14 protein-coding genes are annotated in these 16,882 nt (G+C 65.4%); 1 reads left to right on the top strand and 13 read right to left on the bottom strand.

The window, feature by feature from the left end; all coding sequences use genetic code 11:
• Positions 1 to 19: 19 nt before the first annotated feature.
• The 8 genes from RCF13_RS06220 to RCF13_RS06185 all read right to left on the bottom strand — a co-directional run bounded on the left by RCF13_RS06220 (position 20) and on the right by RCF13_RS06185 (position 8,980).
• Positions 20 to 727 carry a pilus assembly protein gene (locus tag RCF13_RS06220; protein ID WP_134968924.1) on the bottom strand — a complete coding sequence of 236 codons (708 nt, stop codon included), beginning with the start codon at positions 725 to 727 and terminating at the stop codon, positions 20 to 22.
• 18 nt (positions 728 to 745) lie between these two features.
• Positions 746 to 1,738: a CfaE/CblD family pilus tip adhesin gene (locus RCF13_RS06215; protein ID WP_308140962.1), complete on the bottom strand. Its 993-nt coding sequence runs from the start codon at positions 1,736 to 1,738 to the stop codon at positions 746 to 748.
• A 143-nt stretch (positions 1,739 to 1,881) separates the two neighbouring features.
• On the bottom strand, positions 1,882 to 4,614 hold the full coding sequence (locus tag RCF13_RS06210; RefSeq protein ID WP_231352279.1) for a TcfC E-set like domain-containing protein: 2,733 nt from the start codon (positions 4,612 to 4,614) through the stop codon (positions 1,882 to 1,884).
• Positions 4,615 to 4,665: 51 nt separating this feature from the next.
• Positions 4,666 to 5,175, bottom strand: a complete 510-nt coding sequence (locus tag RCF13_RS06205) for a CS1 type fimbrial major subunit (protein ID WP_134968547.1) — start codon at positions 5,173 to 5,175, stop codon at positions 4,666 to 4,668.
• Positions 5,176 to 5,455: 280 nt separating this feature from the next.
• Positions 5,456 to 5,818 carry a NirD/YgiW/YdeI family stress tolerance protein gene (locus RCF13_RS06200; RefSeq protein WP_134968546.1) on the bottom strand — a complete coding sequence of 121 codons (363 nt, stop codon included), beginning with the start codon at positions 5,816 to 5,818 and terminating at the stop codon, positions 5,456 to 5,458.
• A 318-nt stretch (positions 5,819 to 6,136) separates the two neighbouring features.
• Entirely contained in the window at positions 6,137 to 7,414 is a 1,278-nt protein-coding gene (locus RCF13_RS06195; protein WP_134968545.1) for a citrate synthase, read from the bottom strand.
• Positions 7,415 to 7,710: 296 nt separating this feature from the next.
• Entirely contained in the window at positions 7,711 to 7,953 is a 243-nt protein-coding gene (locus RCF13_RS06190) for a type B 50S ribosomal protein L31 (protein WP_005410871.1), read from the bottom strand.
• Positions 7,954 to 8,041: 88 nt separating this feature from the next.
• Positions 8,042 to 8,980 (bottom strand): nucleoside hydrolase, encoded by a 939-nt coding sequence (locus RCF13_RS06185; protein WP_134968544.1) that lies wholly within the window; start codon positions 8,978 to 8,980, stop codon positions 8,042 to 8,044.
• A gap of 226 nt (positions 8,981 to 9,206) precedes the next feature.
• On the opposite strand from RCF13_RS06185, the gene RCF13_RS06180 reads away from it, so the two are divergent.
• Positions 9,207 to 10,535: a Fic family protein gene (locus RCF13_RS06180; protein ID WP_134968543.1), complete on the top strand. Its 1,329-nt coding sequence runs from the start codon at positions 9,207 to 9,209 to the stop codon at positions 10,533 to 10,535.
• Positions 10,536 to 10,708: 173 nt separating this feature from the next.
• On the opposite strand, the gene recG is transcribed toward RCF13_RS06180, so the two are convergent.
• The 5 genes from recG to gmk all read right to left on the bottom strand — a co-directional run bounded on the left by recG (position 10,709) and on the right by gmk (position 16,755).
• Positions 10,709 to 12,820, bottom strand: a complete 2,112-nt coding sequence (gene recG / locus RCF13_RS06175) for an ATP-dependent DNA helicase RecG (RefSeq protein WP_134968542.1) — start codon at positions 12,818 to 12,820, stop codon at positions 10,709 to 10,711.
• A 7-nt stretch (positions 12,821 to 12,827) separates the two neighbouring features.
• Positions 12,828 to 13,214, bottom strand: a complete 387-nt coding sequence (locus RCF13_RS06170) for a RidA family protein (protein WP_005418954.1) — start codon at positions 13,212 to 13,214, stop codon at positions 12,828 to 12,830.
• Between the two features lie 196 nt (positions 13,215 to 13,410).
• Positions 13,411 to 15,573 carry a bifunctional (p)ppGpp synthetase/guanosine-3',5'-bis(diphosphate) 3'-pyrophosphohydrolase gene (locus RCF13_RS06165; protein WP_005410876.1) on the bottom strand — a complete coding sequence of 721 codons (2,163 nt, stop codon included), beginning with the start codon at positions 15,571 to 15,573 and terminating at the stop codon, positions 13,411 to 13,413.
• Positions 15,574 to 15,679: 106 nt separating this feature from the next.
• Complete coding sequence (gene rpoZ, locus RCF13_RS06160; RefSeq protein WP_005410877.1) at positions 15,680 to 15,979, bottom strand: DNA-directed RNA polymerase subunit omega; 300 nt, start codon at positions 15,977 to 15,979, stop codon at positions 15,680 to 15,682.
• A 110-nt stretch (positions 15,980 to 16,089) separates the two neighbouring features.
• On the bottom strand, positions 16,090 to 16,755 hold the full coding sequence (gene gmk / locus RCF13_RS06155) for a guanylate kinase (protein WP_005410878.1): 666 nt from the start codon (positions 16,753 to 16,755) through the stop codon (positions 16,090 to 16,092).
• Positions 16,756 to 16,882: the final 127 nt, after the last annotated feature.

Raw genomic sequence — 16,882 nt, 5'->3', positions numbered from 1 at the left:
TGACGCGGGGCCATGAAGGTCAGGCGCTCGGCGCCAGGGTCGTTACGTGATCGCGATAGCCGTCGTTCGACAGGCGGTACTGCAGTTGCAGGGTGCTGCCGGGCTGGAGCTGGACCGGCAGGGTCAGCGCAGCGTCGGGGTAGAGGCTCTTCGACAGCTCAAGCGGTGTGCACACGCCACTGGCATTGCACTCGGATGCACCGGTAATGCCGACACGCAGCGTGCCGGTGTTGCGCAGGGTGTCACCCTGCAGTTGCAGATCCACGCTGCCCTTGGTCGGCACCACGTTCACCAGTGCCCCCCAGACCAGGCTGACGCCGACATTGGCCTGCGCGGTCTGTTCAGCGTCTTCCAGAGGGGCTTCATCCGGGCCTTTGACACCCTCGAAGTAGATGCGGTACGCCGCCTCCTTTTCCACGGTCTGCAGCGGAATCACCCGGATCAGGCGATTGCCACCACCGCTGAGTGCGAACTTTCCGGGCGTGATGGCAATCGCCGCGTCGGCGGCTTCTACTTCGATCTCTTCCTCATCCAGCTGTGCCGGGTTGGTGATGCGCAACAGCCGTGCCTGCACGTACTGCGGCTGGGTGGATTGCGAGTACACGCGGATCTGCGTGCCGTGCCTGGCATCCACCGCTGCACGCATCGGATAGATGGACAGGTTGGCCTGTGCCGGCTGGGCCAGCAGCGCGCTCAACGGCAACAGGCAGAACAGCAGTTTTTTCATGATGAGCCTCCGTGGGGATCAGGGTTTGGCGGTCGGCACGCGCAGCTCTACCGTCAGCTCGCCCTCATAGATACCGGGGCGCTGGCTGGCGATGGGGGTGGGCGGTGTCTCCAGCGTCAGCGGCGTGGGCACGCAGTACACGGGCTGGCTGATGCCCGGCAGCAGCACCATGCGCAGCTGCGCGCTGTCGATGCCGCGCAGCAGCTGTTCCTCGCCGTGTTTCATGGCCAGCTCGTTGCCGCCGTAACTCAGCCGAACGTGGTAGTCGAGGCGCTGGGTATCGTCGCTGCCACCGTCCTGGTGCCAGACCGCGAAGTCACGCCCGGGTGGCGGACGCGGCCCGCTGTCGCGCACGGTGACACCGAGGAATTCGCTCTGCGAGCCCACGCCGTCGTACAGGCACATGTCCACTTCCTTGTAACCGCCGACCATCTTGCGGATGGGGTCGTAGCGCAGGTCCATGTTGACCAGTGGGGCAATGCCGTCGAAGCCCGGGAAGTAGATCGAGATCGCGTCGTAGTCGGTGACTGTGAAGTCGAAGTTGAAAACGTACTTTGCAAGGCTCTGTGATGGCGGCTTTCGTAGATCGAGCTCCAGCTTGCCCTGCCAATGTCCAGCGGTGAGTCCCTGGAGTTCATCGGCTTCCAATAGCAAGCTCGCACCGGTTCCAACAACCGGTTCTCCGAGACAAGTCTGCGCATACGATGAATAGAGGGTGTAAAGCTCGCGATGCCAGTAGTCACTACTGCACCAAGTGACAGGGTCAATCCGATATAGCGCGCCCTTGACTGTGACCTCTGCAGGCATTCCCCCACGACGTTCCGTCAGGCGAACTGGGACTCGGGAAAGAATCCCTCGCGCGCTCTCATGGGTATCTTCTGTCGCACACTTGCCAGTAGATGAATCCGTCTCCGAAGCGCAAGTGAGGAACAAATGCCCATATCCGGCGGTCCCGGTGCCTTCGTGCGCAATAAGTGTCTTGGGCGCCCATATCTCAATGTCCCCTGGCATCGCCGAACGGTCCCATGCCATATTTATGTCCTGGCCAATCACACCGCTCGGCGGATCTGTTTCAGGCAGTCGTTGCGCCCAGGCCCGTGGCATCACCAGCACCAGCGCACACACCAGCATCAGCACACACATCCAACGCCGGCTCATGGCGTACCTCCTGCAGCAGCGGTCTGGGGTGTGGCGGCAACCAACGCGCGTTCCTGCAGCAGGCGGGTCACGCGGGCCTGCTGGCGGATCTCGGGCGGCAGCTGGGCCACGGCCAGCGGCTCGCAGTGCACGGCGCCGACCAGCAGCACCACCTGGCGGCGCTCGCGCACCTGCAGCGGGCAATGCAGCAGGCGGTCGTCCTGCAGCAGGTACAGCGTTGTTTCGCGACGCGGGAAATCGGCAACGAAGCTGCCGTTGGCGCTGGTGCCGGGCACCGGCGCATTGAGGATGCGGGCGCCGCCCAGCGGCGCGCCGCCAAGGTCCTTGGCGCTGCCGATGAAGGTGTAGGTCACTTCGATCGGCACCGGCATGCGCATCAGCTTGCCGGGGGTGAGGAACATCGGCCGTGCACCGCCCACGCCGGTCACGCGGATGGCGGCGATGCTGTCCAGCGTGCTGGCATCCTGAACTTCAGCGCGCTGCGACTGATAGGCCTGCAGCGGCAGCAGCCGTCGCTCGCCGATCTGCAAACGCTGTCGGCGTAGCCCGCCCACCTGCAGTTCGGCAGCCACCCCGCGCAGGTCGATGTCGTCGGAGCCGGCCACCTGCACGGCCAGGCCCGCGTCAGCGCCGTTGCTTCCGCTCCAGTAGAAGCCGCGCTTGCCCAGTGCAAAGCCGGAGCTGTGCATACCGCTGTAGGCGGTTTCGCTGCGGCCGCGCTGCTGGTAGTGCGCAAGGGTGGCGCCGCTCTGGCCCAGGCTGTTCTGCAGCTGGCCGCTGAGCGTGGCGCTGTAGCGATTGCTGTTGTTGCCGCGCAGTTCGGCAGACACCTCGCGGTACTGTGCGTCCAGCTCCTGGCGCAGACTCTGGCCAATGCTGTACGTGACATCCGGACGCTGATGCTGTGGCTGGCGCACGTCCACGCTGTAGCGGCGCTGGCCGCTGCCGGCGGTGCCGCGCAGAAGACGCGTGAGGCTCAGATTGAAATAGATACCGCGGTCGCGCTGGTCGCTGCCGCGCAGGCTGTCCGTGCTGCGTTGCTGCCACACGCCCACCCGGGTCGATACGTTGAAATCCTGCCAGCGGCGGCTGCGGTTGAAGCTGGCCTGCCAGGTGCGGCTGAGCTGCGGCTCGCGACGCGGCTGCCACGGCGCCGGTGGCGGCAGCAGCGGGTCGAGCCCGGCCAGCGGATCGTCTTCCAGGCCTGGCAGGGTGCGCCCGGCGCGCCAGGTCTGGCGCCGCGTAAAGCCCACATGGGCACTGCCACCGGCCACCGGCAGCGCCATCGAGGCGCTGAGCGAATTGATGCAGCCCAGCTGGTCGCGCGCATCGGCCTCGAACTGGCAGGCCTTGCCGCGCATGCGCTGCCGGTAGATGTTCCAGGACGCGGTGCGACGGTAGGAGAGCTGGTGCTGCTGGCCGGTACTGCCATCGTTGCCGCGCATGCCACCGAAACTGGCGCGCAGTTCCTGGGTGGCATACAGGCGGCGCAGGTCCACGCGCAGTTCGCCATAGCGGAAGCCGCCCAGGTCGGCGGCACCGGCCACCATCGCCAGGTCGCGGCCCAGCGGCACGCGCATGCCGGCCACGGCCACGCGCTCGCCATCGAAGCGGTCACTGCGGCGCTCGTTGCGCCTGCCACCCTGCACGAACCATTGCCACTGGCTGTTGGTCCAGTCGCCGCCCTTGTCGAAGGGCGCGTCTTCGGTACGCACCAGCACGCCGTCTTCGTAGATGCGCAGGGTGACGTTGTAGTTGCCGAACGGGAAGGTGCGGGTATCGATCTGGTTGATGCCGGCCTGCAGGTAGGAGGTCTGCAGCAGGCGCGTGCCGTCGTAGGCATCCACGCGCGCGTCGCGGGCCAGCAGCACGGTCAACGGCGTGGCCTGCACGGCGGCATCGGCATCCACATAGGCCTGGGTGGTGCCCACGCGCACGCCCTGGAAGCGGTCCAGCGGCAGCATGCTGAAACTGAAGGTGCCGCCCTGCGGACTGGACAGGTTGCGGCGGTCCATGCGCCCGGCCTGCAGGTAGTGCGCCTGCCCCAGGTCATGGCGGTAATAGACGTTGTCGAACTGGAACGCGCTGTCGCTGCTGCGGCTGCGGTAGCGCTGCTGATTGAAGTTCCATTCGGCAAAGGCGTGCCCGCGATCGAACAGGCCCAGCACGCCGGTGCCACGCGCGGACAGCGCCTGGTAATCGCGGCTGCCACTGACATTGATCACCTGCTGGTGCAGGAAAGCGTTCTCGGCATTGGCGCTGACGGTGTGGAAACGTTCTGCGGCTGGCTCGCCGGGAATCCACTGGCGGGCAACGAACAGGCGCACCGCGCCCTCGCCTTCGTCGTACAGCGCGCGCACGGCAGCGGGGTCCTCCGGTGGGTCGAGATAGCCGCAACCGGCCGTGGCGCCACCGAAGCGGCAGGCCAGGTGGCTGTTGCGCGGCATCGGTTGCGACAACGCAGGCAGCAGCACGGCCTGCGCCTCGGCTGACAGATCGAGCGACTGCAGCACCTGCCCGGGCGCTTCCAGCTGCACGTGTTCCAGGGTCACGCGTACCGGCGACAGCCCGGCCGAGCGGCCGAACAGCTGGATGTCGAGTTGTTCGGTCTGGCCTTCAACCAGATCCTCGAAACCGGGCGGGACGCCGCGCGCCGCCACCAGCGGCGTTGCCAGCGCCAAGGCGAGCGCGACCGCCAGCCGGGTAACGGCGGGGGCATGTGGGGTCATGGGAGTACCGCTGGAGAAGCGGCCGGCCCGGCGTGCGGGCCGGCGCGGGGATTACGGCGTGGTGGCCTTCTGGTTCAGCACGATGTTGACGATGCCGGTGTAGGCACCCTTGGTGGTGATCGGCGCCGGGGTGGTCTGGGCAATCGTCAGCGGCATCGAGATCGAAGCACCGGGGGTGGAGCCGGCGCCGGTGAACAGATCGGCAGCCTTGAATTCGATCGGGCTCTCCGCCAGTGCGCGGCGGTTGAGGCTGACGGTCATCGGCACGGTGACCTTGCCGTCACCGTTGACCAGCGCGAAGGCACCGCCGATCTTGGCTTCGATATCGGCCTTCTCATCGTTGGAGTGGATGCGCACATGCTGGGTGCTCGGCACAAGGCCGCGCAGCGGATCGTGGGTCAGGGTGACGGCGTCCGGCAGTGCGCTGCCGTCATCACGCAGCAGGGCCAGGGTCGGGTCGACGTCGGCGTAGACGGAGATCTTGGTTTCAACAGCGTGCGCGGACAGCGAAGCGGTAGCCAGCGCTGCAGCGAGCGCGGCCTTCTTGAGAATGGCGTGCATGGTTGTCTCTCTCGGACAAGGGGGAATTTGAAAGCTCCCCTCCCCAAGGAGAAAAGGGAGGGAAGCGCCGCCCGCGGGGATGGGTGCGGGCGACGGAGAGAATGTTAGAAATCCATTGCCATGCAGGCCATTCAAGGATTCCTAAAACGTTGAACGTTAAGGAGAATTCTTGAATTCGCTCAATGTTTGAGGGTTATGCAATTTCCCTCATCGGTTCAATGCAACAAACCTCATTGCATTGAATTTGTAGAGCCGAGCCGATGCTCGGCTGCCGTTCGCTTCAACCTGCCGGCACGACGGTGACGTGATCAACATCGATGTCGGTCGGCTTGAAGCGATGCGTGTCGACCTTGCCACGCAGTTCGACCACGGTGTCGGCGCCGATGGCCTGCGGCGGCAGATCTTCGTCATCGATCTCAACGTCGATCTGGCCGCTGGCATCACGGAACTGGTAGCGCTCGTCACCGATCCTGGCGATGAGGGTGCCGCGCAGCACCACCGGATGGTCATCACGTTGCGCGCGAGCGTCGGCGACAGTGCTGGCAGCAGCCCCTGCCCCCGGCCCAGTGTACTGCGCGACGGCCTGCGGGCTCAGCAGGGCCAGCGGCGTGGCGATGAAAGCGATGGCGATCAGTCGGTTCATGGCGTTCTCCATACAGGGATGAGTACGCACAGGTTCTATCGCCTTCGATGTGATCCCCATGCAATAGATCCGAAAAAACATGAAAGCGACATTCATTATCAGAGCGCGTTCAGACCCGGAGGCGGGCTCTTGTAGAGCCGAGCCACGCTCGGCTGCGCGGTGTGGACGGGCGCCAGCCGAGCATGGGCTCGGCTCTACAGCGCCCCTCCGGGAATCGTGCGGACCAGCGGTCCGCACCCACCCTCCGTCGAACACGATCAGGGCACAAAAAAACGCCCCGCGGATGCGGGGCGTTCTCGGCACAACCTACGCGGGCGATCAGCCCTGGTAGTCGCGCACGTCGCTGCCGGTGTAGACCTGGCGCGGACGGCCGATCTTCATTTCCGGATCGACCTGCTGTTCCAGCCAATGCGACACCCAGCCGGAAGTACGGCCCAGGGCGAACATGACGGTGAACATTTCGGTCGGGATCTGCAGCGCCTTGTAGATGATGCCGCTGTAGAAATCGACGTTCGGGTACAGCTTGCGGGCGACGAAGTACTCGTCCTGCAGCGCAGCCTGTTCCAGCTTCACGGCCACGTCCAGCAGCGGATCCTGCACGCCCAGCTGCTTGAGCACCTTGCTGGTCATCTCGCCGATGACCTTGGCGCGCGGGTCGAAGTTCTTGTAGACGCGGTGGCCGAAGCCCATCAGGCGGAAGCCGGAGGTCTTGTCCTTGGCCTTGACCACGGCGGACTCGACATTGTCGGCGCTGCCGATCTCTTCGAGCATCTTCAGCACGGCTTCGTTGGCACCGCCGTGGGCCGGACCCCACAGCGCGGTGACGCCCGCAGCGACCGACGCGTACGGGTTGGCACCGGTCGAGCCGACCAGGCGCACGGTCGAGGTCGAGGCGTTCTGCTCGTGGTCGGCATGCAGGATGAACAGCAGGTCCAGTGCCTTGACCACGTCCGGGTTCAGATCGTACTGGCCGTCAGCCGACTCGAAGGTCTGCTTCAGGAAACGGCTGACGTAGTCCAGCGAGGTGTCCGGCTTGTTGGCCGGCAGGCCCTTGCCATGGCGGTAGATCAGCGCCGACAGGGTCGGCACCTTGGCGATCAGGCGCACGGCGGCCTTGCGGCGCTGTTCGGCGTCGGACAGGTCCAGCGAGTCGTGGTAGAAGGCCGACAGCTGCGCGATCGCGGCCGCCAGGATCGCCATCGGGTGGGCATCCTTGGCGAAGCTGCCGATCAGGGTGTTGATCGACTCGTCGACGTTGGCTTCGGCGGTCAGCTCATCGGTGAAGGCCTTCAGCTGCTCGGCGCTCGGGCGCTCGCCGTTGATCAGCAGGTAGGCCACTTCGACGTAGCTCGACTTTTCCGACAGCTGTTCGATCGGGTAGCCGCGGTACAGCAGCACGCCCTTGTCGCCGTCGATGTAGGTGATGGCGGACTTGCAGCTGGCCGTCGCGGTGAAGCCGGAATCGTAGGTGAAGAAACCCGTTTCCTTGGTCAGCTTCGCGATGTCGACGCAGTCGTTGCCAAGGGTGGGTTTGATGACGGGCAGAACGACGGACTTATCGCCGGCGTTGAGCGTGACCTGATCAAGATCGGACACTGTGTGCGCTCCTTCATGGGAAGGCGCCTGCCCAAGCGCATTGGTCAGGCACGTGAATGACGTCCTCGGCCTGTGCCGGGGATCATGTCATTATCGCACAGCAGCATTTGTCGGGTGCTAGACGGAAGTCGTATACGACAGGCGGCCAGACACCGGCCGTTGAGCGGCCCGGATCGGCAAAAGCGTTGTCACACGAACGCAGTGTTCCGTCCATCCAAACGCCCGTTGGGTTGGCGTTGGGGAAAAACAAACGGCCGCGCAGAGCGCGGCCGTCGGTTCGAAGCTGGATCGACAGATCAGCGCGCGTAGCGCTTCTGGAACTTGTCGATACGGCCCGAGGTGTCGATGACCTTGTGCTTGCCCGTGTAGAACGGATGCGAAGCCGAGGAAATTTCAACCTTGACCAGCGGGTATTCGTTGCCGTCTTCCCACTGGATGGTTTCCTTCGTCGCCATGGTGGAGCGGGTCAGGATCTTGAAATCGGAGGTGACGTCATGGAAGACGACGTCGCGGTAGTTCGGATGGATATCGGCCTTCATGGGCTCACACCGTAAATGGGCTGGTGGTCAAGAGCGGCATTATAAGCACCGGTTGCCGTTCGGGGCAACCGGTGGCCGGCAACGGACGTCAGTCCGCGCCCAGGGCCTGGCGCACCAGGGCCTCGAAACGCCCCTGGTCGTAGGCCATCAGTAGATCGCAGTTGTCCGGCTGGCCGGTCTGGCGGTTCCAGTCGACGATGGTGGCGCCGCGGCTGAACGTGCCATTCAGCTCGACGTTCAGCGGCCGCGACTCGACCTGCAGCTGCCCTTCCGGATTCAGCGCCCACGCCATGGCCACCGCATCAGCGGTATACCAGCGGCCGCCCTTGGCATCTTCCGACAGCGCGCGGGTCTTGCGCGAGATCAGTTCGTAGAAGCGGGCGCGATCGGAATCGGCCTGCAACCACTGCTCGGCCTGCTCAAGCGGCAGGCCATGGGCGACGGTGGCCTCCCAGTCCGACACCAGCAGGTGCTTGAACGAGGTGAACACCACGTGCGCCGCTTCGGGATCGAAGGCGATGTTGAACTCGGCAGCCGGGGTGATGTTGCCGTGGCAGGTGACCGCGCCGCCCATCACCACGATGCGCTTGATGCGCTGGGGCAGGGTCGGGTCCAGCTTCAGCGCCAGCGCCAGGTTGGTCAGCGGGCCGAGCATCACCAGCATCAGTTCGCCGGCGTGTTCATGCGACAGGCGCAGGATGGCCAGCGCAGCGTGCTCGGCTTCGGCCTGGCGGCTCGGCGGCGGCAGGTCCACGTCGCCGTAGCCATCACGGCCATGCACGTGGGCAGCGTCAACGGAGGGGTGCAGCAGCGGATCCGGGCTGCCGGCAAACACCGGTACGTCGGGGCGGCCGACGATGTCGCAGAGCTTGAGGGCATTGCGGACGGTGTATTCGAGGCCGACATTGCCGGCGGCGATGGTCAGGGCGACCACGTCGTGCCGTTCATCGGCAAAGGCCATCAGCAGGGCCAGGGCGTCGTCCACACCGGGATCGGTGTCGATCAACAGGGGGATCTTGTGGGTCATTATTGCCGTCTTCAGATCGGCAACGAAGTGTGGACCGGGATGATGACCGTTGCAATACCGCACTACCCCAACGGCAAAGGTGCCGGGGAGAGCGTGGGCTCCCTTGCCCGCCACTAACGGCCCCGCCCGACTCGCTCACGAACATGAACGAATTTTGATTGGGCACGCTTGGAGCGCTCAACATCATTTGCTATAAAAAGTAATACATATTTTATAGAAAGCCGCCATGAAGGTGCCCATGCCAGCCCCCGATCTGGCAACCCTCACCCGGAAGTACATTGAGACCCTCGGTACCATCCTGGACGCCCGGATTGGGCCAGAGGTGAACGGCGCCTATGAGCACTGGGACAAGGTGCGCCACAGAGCGCCACCGGCAGGCCTGAACGCGGAGCAGTGGTGGCTGGGTATCACGTGGACGCGCGCAGCATTGCTGAAGCCGCTGCCGCTGTTGCTGGACAAGACGCAGCAACCCTTCAAGCTCGCACTTACCGATTCAATGCAGCGGCACCTGCACTACATTGACCGGGAGGCCGCAGGCTCGGTGAAGGGTGTGGATGCTGCCAGCGGCCAAGGACGGTTCATGATCCGGTCGCTGATCGAGGAAGCGATGACCTCATCGCAGTTGGAGGGCGCCTCGACCACGCGGGCCGTGGCAAAGGAAATGTTGAGCACGGGCCGCGCGCCGCGCGACCAGTCCGAGCGCATGATCTACAACAACTACGTGGCAATGAACGTGATCCGCGAGCGCGGCATACGCCCGATCACTCCCGGCGAGATTCTGGAACTGCACAGCATCCTCACCGACGGCACGCTGGAGCTGCCAACCGACAGCGGGCGTTTCAGAACCGCCGAAGACAACGTTGCGATCTTCGACCGCGGCTCACCGCCTACGCTTCTGCACACCCCTCCTCCGGCCGAGGAAGTGCCTGCACGGATTGAGCGGCTGTGCACGTTCATCAATGAAGAAAGCACACCGTTCGTGCATCCAGTCGCCAAAGCCATCGCACTACATTTCCAGATTGGCTATGACCACCCTTTCGTGGATGGAAATGGCCGTACGGCGCGCGCACTGTTCTACTGGGCAATGATGAATGCCGGGTACTGGATGACCGAGTACTTCTCCATTTCCAGCGTGCTGAAGAAGTCTCCAGGCAAGTACATGCGGGCCTACCTGTACACCGAAAGTGACAACCGGGATCTTGGCTACTTCGTTGCGCAACAACTGGAGGCCATTGAGCAATCGATCCAGGGACTGCATGCCTACATCGCCAGGAAGCATGCAGAGGATCAAGCGGCGCGACGTATGTTGCGAACCGCCCGGCTTGGCGGTATACAGCTCAATCACCGTCAGCGCGCGTTGCTGGCCAACGCGCTGAAAGATCCTGACCGGACCTACACCGTCGCCAGCCACCAGGCGGCACACACCATTACCTATCCGACCGCATTGAAGGATCTGAATGGATTGGTGGCTGCCGGACTTGTCAGCAAAGAGCGCGTCGGGAAGGCTTCCGAGTATCTCGTGCTTCCCGGCCTTTCGGAACGCTTGGTGTTGTAGATCCACGCCATACGTGGATGACGGGAGGATGATCGAAAGCGCCGTCTGTAGAGACGAGCCATGCTCGACTCCCGCGCGCAGCGCGAACAGCAGCCGAGCGCGGGCTCGGCTCTACAGTAGATCCACGCCATGCGTGGATGTGTGGACCAAGGTCCACACCCACCAAGGCGGCATTATGCCGAGGCGTAACGCACAGCGGTGCCGATCCACCGTGCAACCACGCGATCGGCCAGCGCGGGCTGCTGGTCCAGCAGGCGCTCGGCCAATTCATGCACGCCGGGCAGCAGGCCGGCGTCGCGGGCCAGGTCGGCAATGCGGAAACCGGCCAGGCCGGTCTGGCGCGTGCCCAGCAGTTCGCCGGGGCCACGCAGTTCCAGATCCTTCTCGGCGATGACGAAACCATCGTTGGTCTCGCGCATGGTCTGCAGGCGCTCGCGCGCCATCTGCGAGAGCGGGGACTGGTACAGCAGCACGCAGCGCGATACCGCCGAACCACGACCCACGCGGCCACGCAACTGGTGCAGCTGGGCCAGGCCGAGGCGCTCGGCGTTCTCGATCACCATCAGCGAGGCGTTCGGTACGTCCACGCCCACTTCGATCACGGTGGTCGCCACCAGCAGGTCGATCTCGCCGGCCTTGAACGCCACCATCGTCGCAAGCTTCTCGGCGGCCTTGAGGCGGCCATGCACCAGCCCGACGCGAACACCGGGCAGCAGCGCCTGCAGTGATTCGTAGGTGGCCTGCGCCGGGGTGGCATCCAGCTCTTCGCTTTCCTCGATGAGCGTACACACCCAGTACACCTGCCGCCCTTCCTGGCAGGCCAGTGCGATGCGCTCGATCAGTTCCGGGCGACGGTCATTGTTGAGCGCGACCGTCTGCACCGGTGTACGTCCCGGCGGCAGTTCGTCGATGGCCGACACATCCAGGTCCGCGTACTCGGACATCGCCAGCGTGCGCGGAATCGGCGTGGCGGTCATCACCAGCTGGTGCGGCACGCTGTTGCCGCCCGCGCCCTTGTCGCGCAGGGCCAAGCGCTGGTGCACGCCGAAGCGGTGCTGCTCGTCGACGATGGCCAGCGCCAGATCCTGGAACACCACGGCCTCCTGCATCAGCGCATGGGTACCGACCACCACCTGCGCTTCGCCGTTGGCGACCTGCTCCATCACCTTGGCACGTGCCTTGCCGGTGACCTTGCCGGCCAGCCACGCGATGCGCACACCGAGCGGTTCCAGCCAGCCGCGCAGATTGTTGAGGTGCTGCTCGGCCAGCAGTTCGGTGGGTGCGGCCAACGCAACCTGCTTGCCCTGCTCCACCGCCAGCATGGCGGCCAGCGCGGCCACCACCGTCTTGCCGGAGCCGACGTCGCCCTGCACCAGCCGCAGCATCGGGCTGGGGCGCGCGAGGTCTTCACGGATCTGCTTGAACACGCGTGCCTGCGCCCCGGTCAGCGCGAACGGCAGCTGCTTCAGCAGCGCCTTGGCCAGCTTGCCGGGACCGGCCAGCGGCGGCGCATGGTGTGCCTGCAAGGCAATGCGCTGGCGACGCAGGCTGAGGTGATGGGCCAGCAGTTCTTCCATCGCCAGGCGACGCTGCGCCGGGTGGGTACCAGCCGCCAACGCGGCCAGATCGGCATCCGGCGGTGGCCGGTGCACGGTCAGCAGCGCGCTGCGCAGCGACGGTAGGCCCAGGCCATCGAGCCAACCGCTGGGCAGCAGTTCCAGCGTGCTTTCCTCGGGCAGGCGGTCCAGCGCCTGGCCGATCAGCTTGCGCATGGTCATCGGGCCGACGCCTTCGACGGTGGGATACACCGGGTCGAGGCGGTCGCCGAGTTCGGGATCGTCGTTGCGGCCCAGCACCTGGTAGCTGGGATGGACGATTTCCAGGCCGAGGTGGCCGGGCTTGGGCGTGCCGAAGCAGCGCAGCCGGGTGCCGACCGCGAACTGCCCGACCTGCTGCTGGCGGAAGTGGAAAAAGCGCAGCACCAGGGTGCCCTGCCCTTCGTCCTCCACCGCCACTTTCAGCATCGGCCGGTAGCGCATGCCGCGCTCGACCGCGACCACCCGCCCTTCCACCTGCGCCGGCACGCCGTTGCGCAGGTCTTCGATGCGGGTCAGCCGGGTCCGGTCTTCATAGCGCAGCGGCAGATGAAGCCAGAGATCCTGCAGGGTGGCCAGGCCACGCGCCTGCAGTTTGGCGGCCACGGCCGGACCGACGCCGGCGAGCATCGCCAGGGATGCTTCGCCGGACGGTGACAGGACCGGGGTGACCGCCGCCTTGCGTGCCACGTGGCGGTCAGTCGATGACCATCACCGCGTCGACCTCGAAGCTGGCGCCCTTCGGCAGGCCGGAGACTTCGATGGTGGAACGGGCCGGGTACGGGGCCTGGAAGTAGTCCTGCATGACCGCGTTGACCTTGGCGAACTCGCCCAGGTCGGTCAGGTACAGGCCCAGGCGCACGACCTTGTCCAGCGAACCACCTGCGGCTTCGGCCACGGCCTTGAGGTTGTCGAAGGCGCGGCGGGCCTGTGCTTCGACGTCACCGGCGCCGACGATGTCGCCGGTAGCCGGGTCGAGCGGGATCTGGCCGGAGAAGTACACGGTGTTGCCGGCGCGCACGGCCTGCGAGTACGGGCCGATGGCGGCGGGGGCCTTTTCGGTGTTGATGATCTGGCGGGACATGGGTCGCTCCGGTGCTTGGGGGAAAACAGAGCGGTGATTGTACCGGCTGGGGGTGCATCCACGCATGGCGTGGATCTACCGCAGTCCGGGCATGTGATGCGCCGCCTGTAGAGCCGAGCCCATGCTCGGCTGCTTCAGGCAAGAGCAGCCGAGCATGGGCTCGGCTCTACAAAAACCATCCACGCATGGGGTGGGGTTATTGGCGGCGTACCGATTGCACGACCGACAGGCGGCGCAGGCGGCGCATCACTTCTGCCAGGTGGTTGCGGTCGCGCACCTGGATGTTGAACGCCAGCACGGCGGCGTTGAAGTCGCGGTCCAGGTAGTCCACGCGCTCGATGTTGGAATGGCTCTGTGCGATGGCGGCGGCCAGCTGCGCCAGCACGCCGGTGCCGTTCTCCACTTCCACCACCAGCGAGGTGTCGTAGTCGCCGGAGACGGTGGTGTCCCAGCCGATCGGCACCCAGCGCTCGGGCGACTTGCGCAGCTCGGCCAGGTTCGGGCAGTCCATGCGGTGCACCACGATGCCCTTGCCGGCGGTGTGGTAGCCCATGATCTCGTCGCCGGGTATCGGCTGGCAGCAGCCGGCGAAGGTCACCACGCCACGCTCGCTGCCGTTGATCAGGATTTTCTCCTGCGAGTGGTGGCGCGAATGCGGGCCACCACGCAGTTCGGCGTAGGCCATCAGCGCCTGCGCGGCCTGGGTCGGCATCCAGTTGCCCAGTGCGACCTCGGCCAGCAGCGCTTCCAGGCGCGGGAAGCGGTGTTCGGCCAGGAACGCGTCCAGGCGGCCTTTCGGCAGGCGCTCCAGCGACGAATCCATCGCTTCCAGCGCACGGTCGAGCATGCGATGGCCGAGCTGCACGGCATCTTCGTGCTCCAGCTGCTTGAGCTGGTGGCGGATGGCGGTGCGTGCCTTGCTGGTGACCACGAATTCCAGCCACTGCGGTTTCGGCGTGGCCGAGCGTGCGGTGATGATCTCCACCGACTGCCCCGACACCAGCTTGGTGCGCAGTGGCACCAGTTTCTTGTCCACGCGCGAGGCCACCGCCATGTTGCCCACGTCGGTATGCACGGCGTAGGCGAAATCAAGCGCGGTGGAGTTGCGCGGCAGCGCCAGGATCTTGCCCTTCGGGGTGAACAGGTAGACCTCGTCCGGGAACAGGTCGACCTTGACGTTGTCGAGGAACTCCAGCGAGGAACCGGCGGCGCGCTGCGAGTCGATCAGCTCGACGATCCAGGCGTGGGCACGGCTCTGCGCGCTGTTGGGCGAGTCACCACCGAACTTGTAGGTCCAGTGCGCGGCCACGCCGCGTTCGGCGATCAGGTCCATTTCCTCGGTACGGATCTGCACTTCGATCGGCGAACCATACGGCCCGAACAGCACGGTGTGCAGCGACTGGTAACCGTTGGCCTTGGGAATGGCGATGAAATCGCGGAAGCGCCCATCCAGCGGCTTGAAGGTGGCGTGCACCGAACCCAGCGCGTGGTAGCAGCTGGGCACGCTGCGCACGACCAGGCGGAAGCCGAACACATCCATCACCTGGTCGAAGGATTTGTTCTCGTCGCGCATCTTGTTGTAGATGCTCCACGGGGTCTTGATGCGGCTGATCAGCCGATGCTCGATCCCCTCCTTGGCCAGGCGCTGCGACAGCTGCACTTCCACCTGCGCCATCGCTTCGCGGCGCACCACCGGCTGGCTGCGGATGTGTTTTTCGATGATGGCGTGGCGCCATGGGTAGAGCGCCTTGAACCCCAGGTTCTGCAGCTCGCTCTTGACCAGGCTCATGCCCAGGCGCTGGGCGATGGGCGCGTAGATCTCCAGCGTCTCGCGGGCGATGCGGCCGCGCGCTTCGCGGCTCTGCGCGCCCAGCGTGCGCATGTTGTGCAGGCGGTCGGCCAGCTTGATCATGATCACGCGCAGGTCGCGCGACATCGCCAGCAGCATCTTGCGGAAGCTCTCGGCGGCCGCTTCCTGGCGGTCGCGGAACTTCAGCTTGTCCAGCTTGGTGACGCCGTCGACCAGTTCGGCCACGGCTTCGCCGAACTCGGCGGCCAGCGCCTCGCGGGTCAGCGGGGTGTCTTCGATGGTGTCGTGCAGGATCGCGGCGATCAGCGCTTCCACGTCCAGGCCGAGCTCGGCCAGCACCTGGGCTACGGCCACCGGATGGGTGATATAGGGCTCGCCCGACTTGCGCGTCTGCCCAGCGTGCGCGGAGGCCCCGACTTCCCAGGCACGGCGCAACAGCGGCAGCTGTTCCGGCGGCAGGTAATGGGCGGCGCGTTCGAGCTGGAGGACATAGTCGGGTACGGCGGCAGCGGGGGCTGCGGCGACCTTGGCAGTGGGGCCTGGGTTCATGCCCGAAGCCTATTCCAGCGCGACGTTTACGGCAAATCCTGAATGCGAAACAGCCCGCACGGGGCGGGCTGTTCGGTGTATCCAACGATTACGTTGATCGATGCGATCAATCGTCGTTCTTGGACATGTCTTCGTCGGCGACCACTTCGGCGGCAGCCCACTCCAGCGCTTCGCGCTCGGCGCGCTCACGCTCGGCCTTCTCGACTTCGTCGATCAGGGCGTTGTCGATCTTGCGGGCGGCGATTTCGCGCAGCGCCAGCACGGTCGGCTTGTCCTCGGTCTCGCTGTTGTCCAGCGTGGCCTGCACGCCGTTGGCGAGCTGGCGGGCACGCTTGGACGCCATCATGACCAGTTCGAAACGGTTGTTAACGACTTCCAGGCAATCTTCTACGGTGATGCGGGCCATACGGGCTCCCGGCGACCGGTCGGCCGCTCAGTCGAATGAGGGAAAGGGGACGGAGTGTACTGGCAGGGGCTGGACAAAATCAAGCCAACCCCTACCCGATTCTTTTGGAATCAGTCAGTTGCACCCGGATCGGGGGTCAGCAGCGCCTGGATCAGGCCGGCGTGGCGGACCTTCTGGGCCTCCCGGCGCAGGCGGCTGGCAGTGAAGATGGCGCACAGCTCGTCCACGGCAGTGTCGAATACCTCGTTGACGATGACGTAGTCGAACTCGTTGAAGTGCAGCATTTCATCGCGGGCTGCCCCCAGCCGCTGGGCGATGACCGCTTCGCTGTCCTGGCCGCGCTTGCGCATGCGGTCCTGCAAGGCCTGCTTGGACGGCGGCAGGATGAACACGGTGACCGTGCCCGGCACCAGCTGGCGCACCTGCTGCGCGCCCTGCCAATCGATCTCCAGCAGCACGTCCTGGCCGGCGGCCAGCTGCGGTTCCACCGACTGCCGGGCCGTGCCCTTCCAGTCGCCGTGCACCCAGGCGTGTTCGAAGAAGTCGCCGGCGGCGATCATCTGCTCGAACTTCTCGGCACTGACGAAGTGGTAGTGCTGGCCGTTCACCTCACCGGGGCGCATCGCGCGCGAGGTGAAGGAGATCGACAGGGCGATCTGCGGGTCACGCGCCAGGGTGGCATTGACGATGCTGCTCTTGCCGGCGCCGGACGGGGCGGCCACGATGTACAGCGTGCCGCGCGCAACGGCGTCCGACGGCTTCGACGGGGCGCTCATGCGCGGAACCCAATTGGTTGATTTCGCAAAATTTTTCCTCGGTGTTCCAGGTCCGGCGCGGAGGATCGCGCCAGGACGGCGGGGGCTGCGCGGAACATCCTGGAACCAGGCCCGGCAGACGCTTCCC

The organism is Stenotrophomonas maltophilia group sp. RNC7 (assembly GCF_030910085.1).
Taxonomy (GTDB): Bacteria; Pseudomonadota; Gammaproteobacteria; order Xanthomonadales; family Xanthomonadaceae; genus Stenotrophomonas; species Stenotrophomonas sepilia.
The sequence above is the reverse complement of the archived record's forward strand: the minus strand, read 5'-3'. Positions and strand labels throughout refer to the sequence as shown.